Origin of the sequence: Desulfosporosinus sp. HMP52 (genome assembly GCF_000765145.1) — a bacterium.
In the GTDB taxonomy this organism is placed as follows: Bacteria; Bacillota; Desulfitobacteriia; order Desulfitobacteriales; family Desulfitobacteriaceae; genus Desulfosporosinus.
In genome coordinates this window covers 1-20,055 of record NZ_JMGA01000025.1, presented here as the reverse complement: position 1 = coordinate 20,055, position 20,055 = coordinate 1, and the positions used below count along the sequence as shown (strand labels likewise).

Below are 20,055 nucleotides of genomic sequence, written 5' to 3'. Positions count from 1 at the left end.
ATTCAATTTAATAAATTATTGATTATTAAATCCAAAAGTGATAGTCTAATTCTAAGATTTATTGAAATGTTTACAGTACCTAAAAAGAGAAGTGGAATGGATGGCTTGTTCAAGCACTAAATTGCACAAAAGTCCCCTGCTTTAATAAAGCGGGGGTCTTGATGAGCGCTAAATATATTAGCCCGGGCAATTTGAATTGGCTTTTTGAACATATGTCAAATATCAGCAAATTAGCTATAAAATTATTTAATTCCATAATATTTCGTCTTTTTAAAAGAGGATTTTTTAATTTCTTGGCGAACATAGTTACTATTCCTTGTGATTGTTGTAACTATCTTTAATAAGGAGTAAGGATGAAAGAGGGGTTGTAATGAGTCAAAATAAAATAGGTTCTGTTTTGATTGTTGGCGCAGGGATTGCAGGGATTCAAGCAGCACTGGATTTGGCAGAGTCGGGATACTTAGTTCATCTGGTAGAAGAATCGTCAGCTATTGGCGGTACTATGCCGATGTTGGATAAGACCTTCCCAACCAATGATTGCTCCATGTGTATTTTGTCTCCAAAGCTAGTTGAATGCGGACGCCATCTGAATGTCAGAACCTACACCAACTCACAAGTTGTCAGAACTGAAGGAGAAGCTGGAAATTTCAAAGTCACCATTAAACAAAAAGCACGTTACATCGACCTGGAAAAATGCACAGGTTGCGGAGCGTGCGCTGAAGCATGTCCAGTCAAAGTCGATGATGAGTTCAACCAAGGCTTAGGAAAGCGTAAAGCTGCCTTCAAACAGTATTCCCAAGCTTTCCCTAATGCTTACGGCATTGACGAACAAAATTGCTTGTATCAAACCCGAGGAAAAGCCAAGGGCAAAGACATCTGCCTGAAATGTGTTAAAGCATGTCAAGCCGGTGCCATCGACCATCATATGGAAGACAAGGAATTTGAAGTCGAAGTAGGATCAATGATTCTTAATCCTGGCTTCAAAATATTTGATGCCGCTTCCTTGGATTATTACGGCTATGGAAAAATCAAAAGTGTCATCACAAGTTTAGAATTTGAGCGACTGCTCAGCGCATCCGGACCCTTCGACGGGCATTTAGTGAGACCTTTTGACAAAAAGGAACCTCAAAAAATCGCCTGGATTCAGTGTGTAGGATCCAGAAATGCCAAAATTGGAAATAACTACTGTTCCGGTGTGTGCTGTATGTATGCAATTAAGGAAGCTGTAATTGCCAAAGAGCACAGTCATATTCCTGTAGACACAACTATTTTCTATATGGATATGAGAACCCCCGGAAAAGATTTTGAAAAATATTATAACAATGCCAAGAATCAACAAGGTGTTAATTTCATCCGTTCCAGAGTATATGAGGTCACTGAAGCTAAGGATGATTCCGGTGATGCAGTTATCAGATACTCCACAGAAGACGGCCAAATTTTAACCGATCAATTTGATTTAGTGGTACTGTCTGTCGGCTTAGAGCCAGGAGATAGCTCTAAGGAATTAGCTAAACTTCTAGACCTTAAAGTCAATAAGTATGGCTTCGCTGAGCTTGAGCCTTTGAGTGGGGTTAACACCTCTAAAGAAGGGATTTTTGCTGCAGGAGCTTTCAGTGGACCAAGAGATATCCCTGAAACCGTAATGCAAGCCAGTGCCGCAGCCGGTTCTGCCTCTGCTTTATTAGCGGAAGAACGGGGAACTTTAGTCAGTGAAAAAGAATATCCACCGGAAATGGATGTTGCCGGCGATATTATTCGCACAGGAGTCTTTATTTGTCACTGTGGTGTCAATATCGGCAGTGTTGTTAATGTGCCAAGCGTCGTTGAATATGCCAAAACCCTGCCCACTGTAGCTTATGCTACGGATAAGATCTATGCCTGTTCCCAAGATGCACAAGCATCCATCAAAGCCTTAATCAGTGAACAAAAATTAAACAGAATTGTTGTTTCCTCCTGTAGCCCAAGAACACACGAGCCTTTGTTCCAAGAAACCTTAAAAGAAGCAGGTTTGAATGCTCACCTGTTCGATATGGCTAACATCCGTGACCAATGTTCCTGGGTTCACATGAATCAACCGGAACAAGCGACGGAGAAAGCTAAAGATCTCACAAAGTTAGCGATTGTCCGGGCCTCCATGCAGCAACAAACCCAACCAATCTTCATGGACATGAACCATGCAGCCTTGGTAATCGGCGGCGGAGTTGCCGGTATGACCAGTGCTCTGTCCCTGGCTGATCAAGGGTATGAAGTTCACTTAGTAGAAAAGGACAGCGCTTTAGGCGGCGTCGCCAGAAGATTCTCCACCGGCTTCCGAGGAGAAGACATGAAAGCCTTTGTTGCGGAGCTTATCGAAAAGGTTAGCAATCATGCCAACATCAAGCTTCATGTAGGTGTAGGAATTAAAGATGTGGGCGGTTTCTTAGGCAACTTTACCACTACCTTAGAAAACGGCGAACAAATCGCTCATGGTGTTGCACTCCTCACTATTGGCGGTCAAGAGTATAAGCCCAATGAATATCTCTATGGTCAAGACGAGCGCGTCATGACCCAAATTGAAATGGATGAAGCCATCTACAACCATGATCCCAAGGTTGAAGGGGCCAAGAACTTTGTCTTCATTCAATGTGTAGGCTCACGTACTATAGAAAATCCATACTGCAGCCGCACTTGCTGTACTAAATCCGTTAAGTTAGCGCTGAAGATGAAAAAGAAAAATCCTGCTGCCAATGTCTTTGTTCTCTACAGAGATATGAGAACTTATAGCTACTTTGAAGAGGACTATGAGGAAGCAAGAAGAATTGGAATAATCTTTGTTCGCTATAGTGAAAACGCCAAACCCGTCGTCAGCAAAGAAGGAGATACCCTTCTTGTTACAGTTAATGATCATGTCTTAGACAGACCTATTGAAATAGAAACTGATGTCCTTTGCCTAGCTGCAGCTATCAAGGCTCCTGCCGATGGTAAAAAACTCTCCAAATGGTTCAAAATCCCCTTGAATGCCGAAGGCTTCTTCTTAGAAGCACATATGAAATTGCGTCCTGTTGACTTCAGTACTGATGGAGTATTTATGGCAGGTATCGCTCACAGTCCGAAAAACATGGAAGAAGTCATAGCTCAAGCTAAAGCTGCTGCAGGACGTGCGGGAGTAGCCCTGTCTAAAGATCAAGTAGAATCAGCGGGTCTAAATGCCTTTGTTAATAAACGTAAGTGTACCGCTTGCGGAACATGTGAAGCCGTTTGCTCAGCTAAAGCTATCACAGTTGATCAAGTAAATCGTGTTGCAGTTGTCAATGATGCTCTCTGTAAAGGCTGCGGAGCTTGTGCTTCTAGTTGCCGTTGCGGAGCCTTAAGCCTCAGAGGATGTACCAACGAGCAAATTGTCGAGATGTTAAACTCCCTATAAATTTTTAGGCACCGAATAACTAGGGAAAGGTAGATGATTATGGGAGAAATTCAGGTAGAAGCTGAAAATAAAAAGTATGAACCTAAAATTGCAGCTTTCTTGTGTAACTGGTGTAGTTATGCAGGAGCAGATTTAGCCGGAGTTGGTAGAGTACAATATCCGGCAACCATTAGGACTATTAGAGTCCCATGTTCCGGCAGAATCAACCCCTTATATGTACTAAAAGCAATGGCCAATGGAGCTGACGGAGTCTTAGTTTCCGGATGCCACCCGGGAGATTGCCATTATATCAGCGGCAACTATGTAGCGCGCCGAAAATTTGCCCTTATTAAGTCCTTGCTCAACCACGTTGGGCTAGAGGAAGATCGAATCAGTTTTTCCTGGGTATCAGCTGCGGAAGGTATCCGCTTTGCAGAAGTCGTAAAAGGAGTTACCGAGCGTGTTAGTGCCCTCGGCCCAAATAATGGAATATTTAAAGTAGTTGATGACGGGGGTGCAGCAGCGGATGAATAATATCATTAACGATATGCGAGATAAAGCCCGTCAGTTGCTGGCAGAAGGCAAAGTTGACGTAGTTATTGGATACGAAAAAGGTTCCCTGCCTCTTAAGGCCACACCATTCTTCGCCCATTCTCCGGCAGAGGTCGACTCATTAATTTGGGATGAAACCTGCGAGAATAACTTAGCCACATATGTTGCTAAGACTCCCGGAAAAAAAGCTATTGTTGCTAAAGGCTGTGACAGTCGTGCCTTAGCAGTTCTCTTACAAGAAAACCAATTAGTCAGAGATGACCTATATATTATCGGAGTTTCCTGTGCCGGTGTTATCGACCAACGGAAAATCGTCGCTGAGGTGGGAGAAATCCTAGAAGCAGGCATCAATGACGGCAAAATTTCCGTGAAAGGAATGGCTGGGGACAAAGAGTATCTCTTCGCTGAAGTAAAAGATGCTACCTGCCAAACCTGTCGTTATCCTAACCCGGTCTTGGAAGATGTTCACCTTGGAGAGACCATTGCTGTTTCTCAAGAAGCACCTGCCTTTGCAGATGTTATAGCCCTGGAGGAAAAATCTGCCGGCGAGCGCCAAGATTATTTCAAAGAGCAGATGAGCAAGTGCATCCGCTGTTATGCCTGCCGCAATGCTTGTCCTTTGTGCTATTGCCAAGAATGCTTTGTGGATTGCAACTCCCCCAGATGGCTTACCGGCGGCGTAAATCGTGCCGAAAATCTCTTCTTCCAAGCCGGACGTGTCTTGCACTTAGCAGGCCGCTGTGTTGATTGTGGTGCTTGTACTCGCGCTTGTCCCCAAGGCGTGGACATTCGGGCCTTGAACCGCAAAATGACCAAAGATGTATACACCATGTATAATCATGAGGCCGGTATCAGCGAAGACGGTAAACCTGCTCTTAACGAATACACAACAAGTGATCCAGAACAGTTCTTGGTAAAGGAGTGAGGTGAAGATAATGAAGATAAGTAAAGAAAAATTTGGCCAGGCCTTTGATGCTTTGGTCGCTGATTATAAAGTAATTGCTCCTGTTAGTGATGGCAGCGGAATTGCTTTCACAGAAGTCAAAAGCTTCTCAGACGTCAAGCAAGATTATCTAAATTCTAAACTTCCTCCCAAAGCCTTTTTCTTTCCTCAACATGAAAAACTCATGTCCTATAAGAAAGAGGGTAAGGATGTCACCGTTAAGAGCGAACTGAAGGTGGAGAACACCATCCTTTTTGGCATAAGACCTTGTGATGCTAAAGGAATGCTGCTCTTAGATAAAGTATTTAAAAATGACCAGTATACAGACCCATATTATTATGAGCGTCGTGAGAAAGCTGTAATTATTGGGCTGGGTTGCACTAAGATTGCTCCTACTTGTTTCTGCTCTTCTTTTGAAATTTCTCCTGCTGGAAGTGAAGGATCGGATCTGTTTTTGATCGATCTCGGAGATTCCTATGAGGTAGAGGTTGTCACTGAGAAAGGGAAAGCTTTGGCTGATCGTTTAGCTCTTGCTGAACTGACAGCTGATGAGCAAGCCTTGGTTGATAAAATCAAGAGTGCTGAAACCCCCAGTAAGATTGATGTTTCCAACACTACCAGTAAGCTTGACAAAATGTTTAACAGTCCTTACTGGGATACCCTGCAAGAAAAGTGCCTGGGGTGTAATGTTTGTTCCTTCTCCTGTCCTACCTGCCATTGCTTCGATATTTCTGAGGAAGTATGCAAGAATGAAGGTACCAGAGTACGAACTTGGGATGCTTGCATGGCTCCACTCTTTACACTTCATGGATCGGGTCATAACCCGCGGGATAACAAAAAAGCCCGTTGGCGTCAAAGATTGATGCATAAGTTCAACTATTTTGTCCACAACAATGGGTCTATGTCCTGCGTAGGCTGTGGTCGCTGCATAAAAAGTTGCCCAGTCAATATGGATATCCGACAAGTCGTTGATGGGGCTAACAAAGCAGAATTGGTGGTGGAATGATGCAACAGAATCCTTATCTCCCAATAACCATGAAACTAGTTAAGAATTTAGTGGAAACTGAAGATAGACTCATCAATACCTTTACCCTAGAATTTATGAACAAACAAGACGAAGAAAACTTCAAATACATGCCTGGGCAGTTTGCAGAACTTAGTGCCTATGGCCATGGCGAAGCTCCTTTCGGAATTGCAACCTCACCCACTGAACCTGGAATATTAAAATTCTCGGTAGCCAAGGTAGGCTGTGTCTCCAATGCTCTTCACCTCATGGAAGAAGGAACTATGGTTGGGGTTAGAGGCCCCATGGGTAACTATTATCCAATCGAACAGTTTAAAGGCAAAAATGTCGTTATCATTGGTGGAGGTTTTGCTTTTACCACCCTGCGTTCCTTGGCAAAATACATGCTTGATGACAAGCATCGCGGAGATTATGGTGATATTACCGTTATTTACGGTGCCAGAAACCCAGGCTTATTGCTCTACAAAGAAGAATTAGCAGAGTGGGAAAACAATCCAAACATCAACTTAGTCACTACCATTGACAGACCGGCTGAAGGATGGACTAAGCACGTAGGTTTTATTCCCAGTATAACTGAACAAATTGCTCCCTCTTCCGTAGATACCTATGCTGTTGTCTGCGGACCACCGGCCATGATCAAATTTACTTTACCTGTTTTAGAGAAATTGAACTTCCCTCCCGAGCGAATCTACACTTCATTAGAAATGCGTATGAAGTGCGGGTTGGGGATCTGCGGACGTTGTAATATCGGTACAGAATATGTCTGTAAAGACGGCCCTGTTTTCTCCATGGCTCAATTAAAAGAACTGCCTAATGAATATTAATCAAGTCGGAGGTGATAGTAAGAATGGCTGAACCCATTAGAGTTAAAGATTTAGATCCTACCCTTAGAGAAGAAGTGGCTGGATTATTAAAAGGATATGATTTCTCTAACTGCCTTACTTGCGGTATGTGTACGGCTGGATGTAAGTACAGTGATTTAGTTGAGGATAATGACCCACGTAAGTTTATTCGTAAAGTTGCTCTAGGATTACGTGAAGAAGTGGAAAATGATCCTTTTGTTTGGAGCTGCAATATGTGTGAGCGATGTACTGTTGAATGCCCAATGGGCGTCAATATTGCAGCTCTCACAAGAGCTTTCCGTGGAAAAACTGCTATGCCTCCGGGTCACTTACAACACATTGCCGATGACCATATTCGTACAGGTAACCAAATGGCAGTGGAGCAACTTGATTATGATGAAACTCTGGAATGGCTCGAAGAGGAACTCCAAAAAGAATTAAATGATCCAAACTACAAAATTCCTATCGACAAGCCGGATGCTGATTTCATGTTTGGCTTCAATGCCAGAGAGGTCAAGCATTACCCTCACGAACTCCAAACCATCCTCCATGTCTTCTACGCAGCTAAAGCAAATTATACACTGAGCAGCAAGCGTTGGGATGCTACTAACATCTGCCTGTTTACAGGTAAAAACGATGAGTTCCAAGAGATTTCCCGTCCGCTTTTTGAAGAAGTTGAACGTTTAAATGCTAAGGAATTAATCGTTACAGAATGTGGTCACGCCTTCCGCTCGAGTAAAATGTTCCAACGCAGCTTCTGGAAGGGAAAACAATTCCCTGTACGCCACATAGTTGAAATTTACGCTGATTGGATCAAGGAAGGCAGACTGAAACTGGATAAGAGCAAGAATCCTCTCCCAGTGACCCTTCACGATCCTTGTAATACGGTTCGAAAAGAAGGGGTCTATGAACCACAGCGCTATGTTATTAAACATGTCGTCGAAGATTATCGCGAAATGAATCCAGAGGGCAAGTATAATATTTGTTGTGGAGCAGGAGGCGGAGCTTTAGCGGTTGCAGCTACTAAGCAACAGCGTATGGCTAAGGCTAAACCAAAAGTCGATCAATTAGTGGCAACCGGTGCTAAAATTGGATGTATACCTTGCCACAACTGTATTGACCAGTTTAATGACATGAATAAATTCTATAAGCTGGGTATGAAGATGCACCATCTTAGTACTCTTATAGAGAATGCTTTAGTACCTGATGATGCTCCTGAGGCTCCGGCAGCAGAGTAACATAGGTCTATATGTCAATAGGTTAGTTTAGATGAAAATCCTCATGTATCGGAAAGCCTCGACAGCGGAATTATAACCGCATCGTCGGGGCTTTTTTGATAAATTTGACTCCCCAGCCACTACTCTCTGGAGTCAGAAGATAAAATCAATATTTATATTACACATTGCTCTTCAAGAAAGGGTATAATATAAATTAGAATCAAGCCTATTGGCCGCAGCATAGTTACGTAAACTACCTGCCTATAATCGGGTCTGAATAATGATGAAAGAGAGCTAAACAATGGCAGTACAGATATTAACTGATAGTACAAGCTACTTACCTGAAGCAACCAGAAAAGAATTCAATATAAGATCAGTGTCTTTAAATCTTACCTTTGGAACTGACAGTATTAGAGAAGTTGATATAGATAACCAGACTTTTTATCCAATGATGTCTGCGAAAGGGATCCCCATATCTTCCCAGCCTTCAATTGGCGAACTCTATCAGGAAATGAAAAGTGTGGTAGAGACGGGGGATAGTCTATGCTGCATTTTTCTGTCTGCAGAGATGAGTGGTACTTTCTCAACAGGTCAAATTGTCAAGGCTATGGTATTAGAAAAGCATAAAGATGCCCAGATAGAGATTATTGATTCCAGATCAAACTGCATGCAACTTGGCTTTGCAGTGTTGATAGCGGCAAGAGCCGCGCAAGCAGGAGAATCACTTAAGCAAGTTAAGGAAGCTGCCTTAGATAATATTAGAAAAAGCAGGTTCATATTTATTCCGGATAACCTAGAGTATTTAAAAAAAGGTGGCAGAATTGGAGGGGCTAGTGCTTTAATTGGCAACCTCTTTAAAATAATTCCTATCTTGACAGTAGAAAATGGCAAGACAAATATTCTTATGAAAGTTAGAACTAAAGGTAATGCTGTTCTGGCTATGGTTGAAAAGATGATGCAGGATATAAAAGAATACGGCTTAGGAGAAATTATCGTTCACCATATCAATTGTCAGACAGAAGCAAGGGAACTTGCCAGAGTGATTAAGGAAAAGATCAACATAGATCCTGAAGTATTGGATATTGGACCAGTCATTGGTCTGCACGTCGGGCCCGGTGCAATTGGAATTGCTTATTATACAAAAATACCAATGAGATCGTGATATAATGAATAGGTAATATGAAGTGAACCGAGTAATCTTTTAGAAAGAGGGATCCTAGTGTACGAGTATAAAGGCATTAAGTTTAAAAATGCTAATCCGAAACATTCCGATGGTACTAAAGCATGGAGTCAAGTATGTAGAATTTGTGTATCTAACTATAAAATCGACCGCAGTAAACTGGAACCCGTTTGAAGTGGAACCTGTGGTGTGCAGGGTTGTACACGTCAAGCTAGTTTTTACATTAATTTTGAAGATGGAGAACTCATAGAAATAGGTGATTTCTAAACTCTGAGGACTTGTGATACAATTAGAGCGAGGAGTAAGGAGGTCTCGATATGTCAAAATTCAGTAGAATAATTTGGTCCCTTGCTATTCTGTTAATTGTTAGCACAACGATTGTTTTTTCCTTTGGAGTTCTTATTGTCGGTGCAGTTACCCTGAGCCTATATGGATTATATCGACATTACTTCCCGAAAAAGAAATTTCCTAAACATAGTACAAGATCCCAGATGTATACCTTTGGAGAAGTTATCGATATAAGATCAGAAGAGGTTCATGAAACCATTAATCTGAAAAAAATTCCCAAATAGCGTAAGCAAAATACCTAGGCAATCTTGATAACAGTAGCCGGATAGGTCAACGTAAGTTGATCTATCCGGCTTTTTATTACGGGAGTCGATGATCTCCCTAAACATTATTTTGTCTTTTCCGCGTGTTAAAGTTAACCTATAAACTAAAACATTAAGACATAGCAGAATTATTATATGGAAAGAAGGTATCTATTATGGCAGTATCAAGAGTCGGCTTAGGTGAGTTTGGAAAAAGAAGTAGTTTGCGGGGGACGCAAAAATGGCCAGTACTAGCAAATGTTTTTTTAATCTCCATGTCAATACTGGCATCTCTAGACCTTATACTCGCTTATTTAAGTGGTGACACCTTAGTAAATTACACAATATCCGTACTAATGGATTTATCAATTTCAGGCTTAGGATTAGTTTTTTGCAGAGATTTACTAACCAGTAAGGATCAAGAATCCAGGATATGTTTTTTAGCTTATATGGTTTTTTTGTGGACATGTATTTCTGTTCTCAAATTAATTTTCTGATTCTTAATGAAGGAAAGAACAAGTTTCAAGCAGGCTTGCTCCAGGAATATAATACCATATAATTCTTGGAAGGAGGGCCACTATGGAGTTAAGTGAAAACAAACGCGTGGCTGATATGAACTATTTCGAACTAATTGCTTGGCTAGGTATAGGCAGTTCTCATCCAGGAGGCTTTCCTGCCACCAAACAAAATCTAGTTATCATGCAAATATCGCCTGATGATTATGTGCTTGATGCTGGATGTGGCAGTGGTCTTACAGCATGTTATTTAGCTAAAACAATTGGCTGCAAAGTTATGGGAATAGATATAAGTTCTCAAATGATTGAAAAAGCGCGCATTAGGGCCGAAAAAGAGGGAGTATCTCATTTGGTCGAGTTCAATATTGCCAATGTTTATGAACTACCCTTTGCAGACAATAAATTCGATATTGTGATAGGTGAATCGATTACAGTATTTTTAGATAAAGTAAAGGTTTATCGAGAATTCTTTAGAGTACTAAAGCCTGAGGGAAGAATAGCTGACTTAGAAATGGCCTTACTAAAGGAATTGCCTGTTAATCTTCGGCATCAAATGGAAGATTGTTTCGGTGCAGGAACTAATCCGTTATCTTTTGAAGAGTGGCATAATTGTTTAGCAGAAGCAGGATTTCAGGATGTAGAAATTAAGAACCCCCAAGCCTTAAGGGATAATGGTAATATCGTTATGAATGAACTCAAAAAAGATTGGGTTTTAATTAAGGATCTCACCAATAAAATTAAAAGACAGCCTACCCTTTTGCCTAGATTGCAAAAGAATGCAGGCTTTATGAAGCGTAATAGGAGTTACTTCGGATTTGGTCTAATCTACGGTCGAAAACCTACCCCAGTAAAATTGGGATTTAAAGATTGGGTACGAAAAGTAATATTTAGAAAAAATCCAGCAGTGCTAAGTAGTGTTAAAGCATTAATTAATTAAGAAAATGTATGGAATATGGGCATTTTGCCAATCCTATAGGGGTTTATAGGAGGTATACATTTTCAATGAATAATCAAGCTTTAAAGACAAACTCGGAGGCAACCAAAACAAGAATCTATTTCAATCGTTGTTTCTCCTCAACTCACAAAATTATCCAAAGGTTTTTAGCAGACAATGATTCACAAAAGTTTGAACTCTATATTTCACACGTGTCACCCAATAGCTATTTAGAAGAAGTCGCCGATTATTTTGAAGTTGAGCCAGCTATCGAAGGAAAGGACTATGCAACCTATTGTTTGGACTTTTGTCAGAAACACAATATTAATGTTTTTATACCCAGGTATAATGTTTCCACATTGATTAAGTATAAGGATCGCTTTGAAAATCTTGGGGTTAAAGTAATGTTTGTGGGGAACACTGAAACTTACCAACTTCTTGATGATAAATTGAAAACTTATGAGGCTTTAAAGAACAAAGATATTTTAGGAATTCCGAAATCTTTTTCTGTTAGAAATTACCCGGATTTTCAGATGGCTGAAGATCATATAGCTAAAACCGGAAAAACATGTTTGAAGCCAATCTCTGGAATAGGGGGAGATGGCTTCAAACTTATCATAGACACTATGTCAGAAGAGGATGAACTTTATAAAACCACAAGTTCGACAATCGTTAAAGATAGAATCGTGAGGATATTAAAGAATTCGAATAATCTAAAACCATTTATGGTGATGGAATACTTAGAAGGTGACGAGTACTCGATCGATTGTTTAGCAAATAGAGGAGAACTAATCGTAGCAATTCCCCGCAGAAAACTAGACCTATATCGGCAGAACATTGAATATCGAGAAGATCTCATTGAGCTGGCTCAAAAGCTTGCTAAAGAATTCTCCCTAAGTTATTTATTTAATATTCAAATCAAATACCATAGAGGAAAAGCTTATTTAATAGAAATCAATACTCGCATGTCAGCCGGCATTCACAAATCCTGTTTTACAGGGGTGAACTTATTAGATCTAGGTATCAAGCTGCTCATGGGAAAGAAGGTTAAAACTCCAGATAATATTCGCTGGGGCTTTCAAATACGAACAACTGAACATTATGAAATTGTTAATTTATAAGCAAGAGATCAAGTGATTCTAAGCTTCAAATAAAAAAAACCATTGAGCTGGTCAATAGTTTTAACTAAATATTATGTATAAAATATGTTGGTGCCGATGACCGGAATCGAACCGGTACGGATGTTAAGTCCGCGGGATTTTAAGTCCCGTGCGTCTGCCAGTTACGCCACATCGGCATTTAATTAGAGAATATTTTGGTGGGCCATCCGCGACTCGAACGCGGGACACCCTGATTAAAAGTCAGGTGCTCTAGCCGACTGAGCTAATGGCCCATTGGTACTGGAGAGACGATTTATATATTACAGAATAATCGTCTAAAAGTCAATGACATTCTTAGGAAATAACTAGAACAAATTCTTTCGATAAAGCTTTAAATTGTTGTTACTCTTACAAGCGGTGAAATTCTAAGGATTCATACAGGGAGACTAAAACCTCACAAATGAAGGATTTTTTAGAGAGGGTTTGGTTAAAGTAACACAAGGTTTAAATAAGGGAGGAAAAATAAATGGATGATTTAAAGAAGTTGCAGAAAGCTCAAGAGAAAACTCTAAAGAATAATCAGAATCAAGGTGAAGGCAATCCGGACCGAAAACTCCCCAATAAACAACACAGTACCAACAAATAACAAATGAAATAATTTAGGGACAGATGTCTCGTGTGAGTACATCTAGTCCCTATTTTTATCCGATGACTACCAGCCGTAAGACTCCCATCTTCTATAAGTACGAAAGCATCCAGTGACGAAACCCGGGTGAGGGTTTCGCCCAAGCCGCCTGCTCCAAAGAAAAGCATAACGGCGCAGGTTGCTTTCGCCGAACCGCAAACTAAACAGAACAACTTTAGCGGTGAGGATGAGATAACGGCTGCTACGTCCCTGGATAAGTGATACTTAGCTTCAGATGGAGTAAGTATTCCTCTAAGGCAAACTCCATCTGAAGCTAAGAATCACTTGATGGAGACTCGGAATTAATAAAGGCTCCCTATTATTTTGTAGTATTATAATTACGTAGTATAATTAGTTAATAGAAATCTTTTTAATTCAAATTACATTAATTAACCCTCTATCCTGCGTTTGAAAAAAGATAGGAAATGGTGTATAAAGATGTAGGTATCCTATGTTGTACTGAAAAGACCAATGTATGGTAGCACTGACGCTATTTTTGCATGTTCAGTGCTATTATTATTTTACTGAACAAGCTCAATTTGAAGCGGTTTTCCTAGTGAGTTTTGCCAGCACTAACCCATAGATTGAAGATGTTAGCAAATCTTCAACCATTGTTTTCCTTACCGAATTTGCAGGCCATAGTATATAATCTTAATGTTAGTCCTTAATAAACTAGTAGTATAGCATGGAAATGGAGAGAGCTTAGGAATGAATGTAGCTTTTTTTCTGATACCTAAAAAGAATATCGTCTTTCTCAAAGAAGGTGCCACCATGCGTCAGGCTTTAGAGAGAATGGAATATCATAGTTATTCTGCTGTTCCACTTATTAATGACGAGGGAAAATACGTTGGAACAATAACTGAAGGAGATCTACTCTGGAAGTTGAAAAATACCCCCGGTCTGACTTTCCAAAATACTGAGGATATTCGTTTGAGCGAAGTTAAGCAACATGTTCAAAATATACCTGTTACGATTAATGCTCAAATGGAGGATTTAATTTCCAGGGCCGTTGTTCAGAACTTTGTGCCTGTAGTTGACGATCAAGGAGTTTTCATTGGTATTGTACGTCGTCGAGAAATGATAGAATACTGCTCTAAACTCTTAGTTCAACGAAATAAATAATAACTGATGCTGAAGATTATTTGCTAGAATTAGCTGTATTAATAGATGTAGCAATGGAAGGGTGTAATCAAGTGAAAGATAATCCAAATAAAGTATGGGTGGTTGTTAGCCCTATACGAGCCAGAAATCCAGAATATAATCAATATAATTCAATAGAAGAAGCACTTTCAGATTTTGATGATTGGACTCAAGAAACGAGAAGTATAGCTGGATGCGAGATCCTCTATAGAGGAATCACTTTAATGAAATCATCCAGAGGCACAGTGGGAGGAGCTGCCTGCGAGCAGTATCATCCAGACTGTACTGTAAAGCGTAAACTACCAAACTCGATTGAGATTAAGAATTGTGAAGAATGCGTAAGGAAAATGATCGATGATTACGTCTTATAGCAGTGGCTAATGGAGGTAAGCTATGATTTTAGGTAAATCTTTAGAGGAATGGCAGCGGGAACATCCGCTTCTGATAGAAATGCTCAAGACTAATGAGGTATTTTGGTTAAATCCAAACTATCTTAATTATGAAAGCGCAGTAGCTAAGATTCTTTTGACCGATGCTGATGTGAGGGATGCGGAAGAACGTTTGCGAAAATTCGCTCCTTTTATAGCTAAAGTATTTCCTGAAACAAAAGAAAATGCTGGGATTATAGAGTCTCCACTAATTCTTATTCCACGAATGAAAGAAAAAATGGAGAGTTTGTTCAACAAACCAGTTGTCTGCAAAAACTTATTGCTTAAGTGTGACAGTCATCTGCCTATCTCAGGGTCAATTAAGGCTAGAGGAGGCATTTATGAGGTGCTCAACTATGCTGAAAAATTAGCACTGGAATTTGGGATATTATCAAAAGAAGATGATTATGTAATTTTTGACAGTGATAAATTTCGAGAGTTCTTTTCCAAATACTCTATTGTGGTAGGTTCAACGGGAAATTTAGGTCTCAGTATCGGTATTATGGGTGCAAAATTAGGCTTTAAGGTTACTGTACATATGTCTGCTGACGCAAAACAATGGAAGAAAGATCTTCTAAAGAGTAAAGGTGTTAATGTAATTGAGCATCTGTCGGACTATAGTAAAGCAGTTGAAGTGGGCAGAAGACAAGCAGAAATGACTCCTAATTGTTATTTTGTTGATGATGAAAATTCAACTACCTTGTTTTTAGGGTACGCTGTGGCTGCTTTAAGAGTAAAAGAACAACTCAATTATCTAAATATTGTCGTCGATGATGCCCACCCGTTATTCGTTTACTTACCTTGCGGTGTTGGCGGAGGACCCGGCGGGGTAGCTTTTGGGCTGAAACTGATTTATAAAGATAATGTACATTGCTTTTTTGCTGAGCCTACTCATTCTCCTTGCATGTTATTAGGCTGTATGACAGGGGAACATGATAACCTATGTGTACAAGATTTTGGTATAGATAACCTTACTGATGCTGATGGGCTGGCTGTCGGGAGAGCATCAAGATTTGTGGGCAAAACCATCGAAAATTTATTAAGTGGTATTTACACTGTCAATGATCAAGTTCTGTATAGATTGTTAAGTAATATGGTCGATACAGAAGGGATATTTCTTGAACCTTCTGCACTAGCAGGTGCCCCAGGTATCTTTAATTTGTTGGCTTCAGATGTTGGACAAAGATACATTGAGACTAATGGACTGCAAGATAGAATCCAGAATGCCTCGCATATTATCTGGGCAACTGGCGGCAAAATGGTACCCGAATTAGAAATGAATAATTATTATCGAGTCGGCAATAACATGGAATAAATTAAGTTAATCAAACTTCTGCTTTCTTAGGCAATAAGAACTTAAGCTATAATTGAATACGAATTATAATAAGCAGCAAAATATTAAGCAGTAGTCAAAAATAGGTTTTAGTGTTGGAGTGATAAAATGATCGAGTTTAAAGAAATAGAATTAGCTGATAAGAAGTGGATGGAGCCTCTTATTGTCACTTCAGATATGCGTGGTTGTCATCAAAACTACACAAACATATTTGCCTGGTCAAAAATTTACAACTATCGTATTGCCGAGGTCAATCATCACCTGGTGGTCAAAGGGGTTATCAATGATTCCCCCTATTATTTTTTTCCTGCCGGTTCAGATGATATTATGTCAGTATTTGAAGCAATGAAGCAAGACGCAGCTAGTTGCGGCCATGAATTTGTATTAGCAGGCGTATCTCCCGAAAACATGGCAGTTATGAATAGGGTTTTTCCGGAACACTTCGAGTATAAGCCGATGCGCGAGAGCTACGATTATGTATATCTATTGGAAAAATTAGTAAAGTTAACCGGCAATAAACTACATTCTAAGCGAAATCATATCAACAGATTTATTAAGGAAAATCCTGACTGGAGTTTTGAACAAATATCGCCGGACAATATTGGGGAGTGTTGGGAGATGAACTTAGAGTGGTGTAAACAAAATAGCGCTCATGAGCAAGATGAGATTGCGAAAGAATGTTGTGCTGTCCGACGTTGTTTTGAGAATTATACCGATCTGGGTTTAGATGGAGGACTTATTCGTGTACAAAATAAAGTAATTGCCTACACGATGGGGGAGAGACTAAATTCTGATACTTATGTTATTCATATAGAAAAAGCCTTTGGTGAGATAGCTGGGGCCTATCAAATCGTAAACCGTGAATTTGCTGCATTTATCCAACAGAACTATCCGGAGCTCGTTTATGTAAACCGGGAGGAAGATATGGGGATTGAGGGATTGAGAAAAGCCAAGTCATCTTACCATCCTGAATTCCTAGAAGAAAAGTACTTTGCCACTTATTTTGAAGCTTAAGATCACTGTTTAGATGATTAACTACGTCTATCGAAGCATGTTTTATTCAATAATAAGCAGATGGAGATAATACGAGAAATGCTTGAAACAAGACTAGCCCAAACTGGTGATATTGATCAGCTTAAAGAGTTATGGAGACTTTGCTTCGGTGATCCTGAAGACTATATTGATCTATACTTTACCAATCGTTATAAGAATGAAGATACCTGTATCTTGCTTAATAACAATACGATTTCGGCAATGCTTACCATGTTGCCTGTCAAAACTGTGTTCAGGGATCATTGCAGTATTGATACATCTATGCTATATGCTATTGGAACCCACCCGAGCTGTCAAAACAAAGGCTTTGCTACACAATTAATGGACTTTAGTAACCAATATCTTAGGGCGAAAAAATATGGGCTTTCTATCTTAGTACCGGCAAAGAAAGAGCTCTTTGCTTACTATCGTAAGCGAGGCTATCAAGATGGATTTTACCTTAGGGAGACTTTTCTTAATCGGTCTGATGTAGATTGCTTGCCAATCGAAAAGCAGTTCAATTGTGAAATACGATCGGTAACTCCGGACGACTATAATCGAATTAGGAATAGTCAGCTAAAAGGCGGATTATATATTTCTTACCTTGATCAAGACATTGTCTACCAAAAAAAATTATCTCAGTACTCTGGCGCTGACATTTATGCTATTAACTTAGCAGGAATTGAAGGATGTTTTGCTGTTGAAAGAGTTTCTTCAGATGTTGTCTTGATCAAAGAATTCTTGCTTCCTGAAGAGTTGCTAAACCCAGCCATCAAGCGGATTGTCAAAGAAATAACAGCAAAGGAGTATATACTGCGCACACCCGCATACTTAGGTGAACATTTAGGAGGTTCCCTACGTCTGTTTGGACTGATTAAATCAAATAACGAAACTAATATAAAAATTTTACCGAAAGATTTAGGGTATCTGGGGTTGGCTTTTGATTGAACGGGGCGAGATTAGTATCTCGCCCCGCTCTCTTTATAGTAAAACTATCTTTTTCTTTTTGCCATCAGATTGCTGATAAATCCTTTAATGCCACCTTTTTTAGGTTCTTCCCAGGCTGGCTGTGGCTGTAATGGGAGTTGTCCGCGTTGGTCTGGATAATGCCCTTGATTAAATCTTTGGGGTGTGGGTGCATATCCTTGTAGTTGTTGACCTTGCAGCCCAGGCATAGGAGATTGTTGTAGTGTGCCAAACCCTTGAGGAGGGTATCCGGGTGTCGAATAGCCTTGACCACCTGGGTTTTGCGGATTGTTTCTCCAATTAGGATTCCCGCCACTTTGTCCTCTGCCTGCCGAGGGAAATTTCTGAAAGCTCTGGTCTGGTCTCCATGTCTGGTTATTAGGATTGAATTGCCCCATTGGCACAGGTTGGTAACCTGGATTTTGTTGGGGCAGGGATTGTTGATTCCAAAATGGGTTTATTCTATCATAAGACATAATATCATCTCCATATCATACCGTAATAGGTAATATATACTAGAATATTCAGATCTACATAATTTCGCCACAAATTTGGCCTTGATCTATATTAGCAATTTACTAACTGTAGAACCCCATGCCGTTGCCGCAGCACATTAGAAAACTTGGCTAGCGCCCGAAGACACTAGCTTCGCACGTTTTAGCCGTCTTGCAGCCTCCGGCGCAGGCGGTAGCTTAGTTGCACTTATGCTTGGACGAAGATACTGTCTTCGCACGTATTAAATCTTTCTTGCAGTATATAACGCAAGTTTATACTTTCTGATGTACAAAAAAACCGAAGCAAGCTTCGGTTATACTGACGATTGTGTTTAATAGTACAATTGGGTAAAAGGTAAAAGACTAGAGGTCTTTCTACTTAACTAAACTTCTACTGTTAGCTCATCTTTTGGTTCTTCTGTTATGTCTTCTATTAGATTTTCCGTTGGATCTTCGTGTTCTTCAATTTTCAAACTTGTTTTTGTCAGAGCGCCATTTTGAATCTCCGATATCAATGTTTTAAAATTGTCAACGAACTGTTTTTTTTTCTGGAGCCAATTCTTACCGGTATTTAAGGTTATTTGAGTTTTCTCCTCGACATTTTGCAACGCGCTCTGTGCTTTGTCTTTAATCACAACAGCTTTTTCCCCTAATTTGTGTGCCTGGTCCGCTAGATCATGGCGCAATTCCTGACCGCTTTTAGGCGCTAATAATAGGCCCGTTACTGCACCGGCAAGACTTCCAAACACTGCTGCCTTGATAACCTTTTTCCGTTCGACTTTGCTTTTCGCCATCTTTAGTCACTCCTTTGAACTTAACAATTTGCCTAAAAGTCATTTCAATGGTTCTACATCTGAGAATTATCAGGAAAGTATACGCATCAAATAACTAATCAATATGTGACGGTTTATGTGGTGCTTAAGGTAAAATATAGTACGGGGTCTTGTTTGAATACAAAGCCATACTTTCATAGATGATTTTTTCAGACCTAACCTATTATATGCTTCCAAATAGAAAACGCCTCAAGAACATCCCGTTTAAACAATACATAACATAGAATTAGATGACATAATGTTGTAGCCCGGATAGGGGAGGATTAGCAATGTCAACCGATGATTTCATCAGGTCGAAGAGCGACTTGATACATAATCCATTTACAAGTGTTGTAATTTTACGCAAGAATTATCTGGGCATTGTCAATGCTTATCCTTCACCTTCATCGAAGCACTCTGGGCCAAACCATTGTTCAACCAAGCCAGTTAATCACCCGGAATTTTTTAATGTCCAATCTAGCCAACAAACTATTAGAAGAAAAGAACCATTCAAACTAAGTCAAAAGGTTGATGGAATTGTAAGCTTAAACAAAGCCCTTTATTTCACCCCGCCAAAGAGGTTTGTGAAGTTGTTATTCCTCATTATAACTTTGAGTGGAATACTGGTAGTTAGAAATAAACGACGGAATTCCATTAACCTATAAGGTATACAGAAGAATCAAGTGACTCTTAGCTTCAGATGGAGTTTGCCTAAGAGGAATACTTACTCCAGCTGAAGCTTAGAGGAACTTATCCAGGGACGTAGCAGCCGTTATCTCAACCTGCGCCGTTAAGCTTTTCTTTGGAGCAGGCGGCTTGGGCGAAACCCTCACCCGGGTTTCGTACTGGATGCTTTCGTACTTATAGAAGATAGGAGTCTTACGAC

At 40.1% G+C, this 20,055-nt stretch carries 20 protein-coding genes and 2 tRNA genes; 18 read left to right on the top strand and 4 right to left on the bottom strand.

Features of this window, described 5'->3' with window-relative positions:
- Window positions 1-370 precede the first annotated feature (370 nt).
- From DP73_RS11545 to DP73_RS11495, 11 genes are all read left to right on the top strand, one after another.
- On the top strand, window positions 371-3,403 hold the full coding sequence (locus tag DP73_RS11545; RefSeq protein WP_034599631.1) for an FAD-dependent oxidoreductase: 3,033 nt from the start codon (window positions 371-373) through the stop codon (window positions 3,401-3,403).
- A gap of 39 nt (window positions 3,404-3,442) precedes the next feature.
- Complete coding sequence (locus DP73_RS11540; RefSeq protein WP_052090620.1) at window positions 3,443-3,916, top strand: hydrogenase iron-sulfur subunit; 474 nt, start codon at window positions 3,443-3,445, stop codon at window positions 3,914-3,916.
- Window positions 3,909-4,859, top strand: coding sequence for a 4Fe-4S dicluster domain-containing protein (locus tag DP73_RS11535; protein ID WP_034599630.1), 951 nt, complete (start codon window positions 3,909-3,911; stop codon window positions 4,857-4,859). The genes DP73_RS11540 and DP73_RS11535 overlap by 8 nt, the downstream gene beginning before the upstream one ends.
- Before the next feature lie 10 nt (window positions 4,860-4,869).
- Complete coding sequence (locus DP73_RS11530) at window positions 4,870-5,883, top strand: 4Fe-4S dicluster domain-containing protein (protein ID WP_034599628.1); 1,014 nt, start codon at window positions 4,870-4,872, stop codon at window positions 5,881-5,883.
- Entirely contained in the window at window positions 5,883-6,725 is an 843-nt protein-coding gene (locus tag DP73_RS11525) for an FAD/NAD(P)-binding protein (RefSeq protein ID WP_014903078.1), read from the top strand. Before DP73_RS11530 ends, DP73_RS11525 begins: the two co-directional genes overlap by 1 nt.
- Window positions 6,726-6,748: 23 nt before the next feature.
- The gene (locus DP73_RS11520) at window positions 6,749-7,981 is read left to right on the top strand and encodes a (Fe-S)-binding protein (RefSeq protein ID WP_034599625.1); all 1,233 of its coding nucleotides are present in this window, start codon (window positions 6,749-6,751) and stop codon (window positions 7,979-7,981) included.
- A 280-nt stretch (window positions 7,982-8,261) separates the two neighbouring features.
- Window positions 8,262-9,122 carry a DegV family protein gene (locus DP73_RS11515; RefSeq protein ID WP_034599624.1) on the top strand — a complete coding sequence of 287 codons (861 nt, stop codon included), beginning with the start codon at window positions 8,262-8,264 and terminating at the stop codon, window positions 9,120-9,122.
- A gap of 335 nt (window positions 9,123-9,457) precedes the next feature.
- Complete coding sequence (locus DP73_RS11510) at window positions 9,458-9,712, top strand: hypothetical protein (protein WP_034599623.1); 255 nt, start codon at window positions 9,458-9,460, stop codon at window positions 9,710-9,712.
- Between the two features lie 194 nt (window positions 9,713-9,906).
- Complete coding sequence (locus DP73_RS11505) at window positions 9,907-10,227, top strand: hypothetical protein (protein WP_034599621.1); 321 nt, start codon at window positions 9,907-9,909, stop codon at window positions 10,225-10,227.
- An 82-nt stretch (window positions 10,228-10,309) separates the two neighbouring features.
- The gene (locus DP73_RS11500; RefSeq protein ID WP_034599620.1) at window positions 10,310-11,182 is read left to right on the top strand and encodes a methyltransferase domain-containing protein; all 873 of its coding nucleotides are present in this window, start codon (window positions 10,310-10,312) and stop codon (window positions 11,180-11,182) included.
- A 65-nt stretch (window positions 11,183-11,247) separates the two neighbouring features.
- The gene (locus tag DP73_RS11495) at window positions 11,248-12,300 is read left to right on the top strand and encodes an ATP-grasp domain-containing protein (protein WP_034599619.1); all 1,053 of its coding nucleotides are present in this window, start codon (window positions 11,248-11,250) and stop codon (window positions 12,298-12,300) included.
- Between the two features lie 88 nt (window positions 12,301-12,388).
- Here the strand turns inward: DP73_RS11495 and DP73_RS11490 are convergent.
- Together DP73_RS11490 and DP73_RS11485 are read right to left on the bottom strand one after the other, a co-directional pair.
- Window positions 12,389-12,476, bottom strand: a tRNA-Leu gene (locus DP73_RS11490).
- Window positions 12,477-12,495: 19 nt separating this feature from the next.
- A tRNA-Lys gene (locus DP73_RS11485) sits at window positions 12,496-12,572 on the bottom strand.
- Window positions 12,573-12,805: 233 nt separating this feature from the next.
- Here DP73_RS11485 and DP73_RS11480 point away from each other — a divergent pair.
- From DP73_RS11480 to DP73_RS11455, 6 genes are all read left to right on the top strand, one after another.
- Window positions 12,806-12,925, top strand: coding sequence for a DUF4023 family protein (locus DP73_RS11480; protein ID WP_034599618.1), 120 nt, complete (start codon window positions 12,806-12,808; stop codon window positions 12,923-12,925).
- Between the two features lie 747 nt (window positions 12,926-13,672).
- Entirely contained in the window at window positions 13,673-14,086 is a 414-nt protein-coding gene (locus tag DP73_RS11475) for a CBS domain-containing protein (RefSeq protein WP_034599617.1), read from the top strand.
- A gap of 71 nt (window positions 14,087-14,157) precedes the next feature.
- The gene (locus DP73_RS11470; protein ID WP_034599648.1) at window positions 14,158-14,475 is read left to right on the top strand and encodes a hypothetical protein; all 318 of its coding nucleotides are present in this window, start codon (window positions 14,158-14,160) and stop codon (window positions 14,473-14,475) included.
- A gap of 22 nt (window positions 14,476-14,497) precedes the next feature.
- On the top strand, window positions 14,498-15,847 hold the full coding sequence (locus tag DP73_RS11465; RefSeq protein WP_034599615.1) for a D-serine ammonia-lyase: 1,350 nt from the start codon (window positions 14,498-14,500) through the stop codon (window positions 15,845-15,847).
- A 126-nt stretch (window positions 15,848-15,973) separates the two neighbouring features.
- Window positions 15,974-16,879 (top strand): phosphatidylglycerol lysyltransferase domain-containing protein, encoded by a 906-nt coding sequence (locus tag DP73_RS11460; protein WP_034599614.1) that lies wholly within the window; start codon window positions 15,974-15,976, stop codon window positions 16,877-16,879.
- Window positions 16,880-16,957: 78 nt separating this feature from the next.
- On the top strand, window positions 16,958-17,845 hold the full coding sequence (locus DP73_RS11455; RefSeq protein WP_034599613.1) for a GNAT family N-acetyltransferase: 888 nt from the start codon (window positions 16,958-16,960) through the stop codon (window positions 17,843-17,845).
- Between the two features lie 44 nt (window positions 17,846-17,889).
- Here DP73_RS11455 and DP73_RS11450 read toward each other — a convergent pair whose 3' ends face one another.
- Window positions 17,890-18,339, bottom strand: a complete 450-nt coding sequence (locus DP73_RS11450; protein ID WP_034599611.1) for a hypothetical protein — start codon at window positions 18,337-18,339, stop codon at window positions 17,890-17,892.
- Window positions 18,340-18,740: 401 nt separating this feature from the next.
- Complete coding sequence (locus DP73_RS11445) at window positions 18,741-19,151, bottom strand: YtxH domain-containing protein (protein WP_034599610.1); 411 nt, start codon at window positions 19,149-19,151, stop codon at window positions 18,741-18,743.
- 308 nt (window positions 19,152-19,459) lie between these two features.
- On the opposite strand from DP73_RS11445, the gene DP73_RS11440 reads away from it, so the two are divergent.
- Window positions 19,460-19,834 (top strand): hypothetical protein, encoded by a 375-nt coding sequence (locus DP73_RS11440; RefSeq protein ID WP_034599608.1) that lies wholly within the window; start codon window positions 19,460-19,462, stop codon window positions 19,832-19,834.
- The last annotated feature ends 221 nt before the right edge of the window (window positions 19,835-20,055 follow it).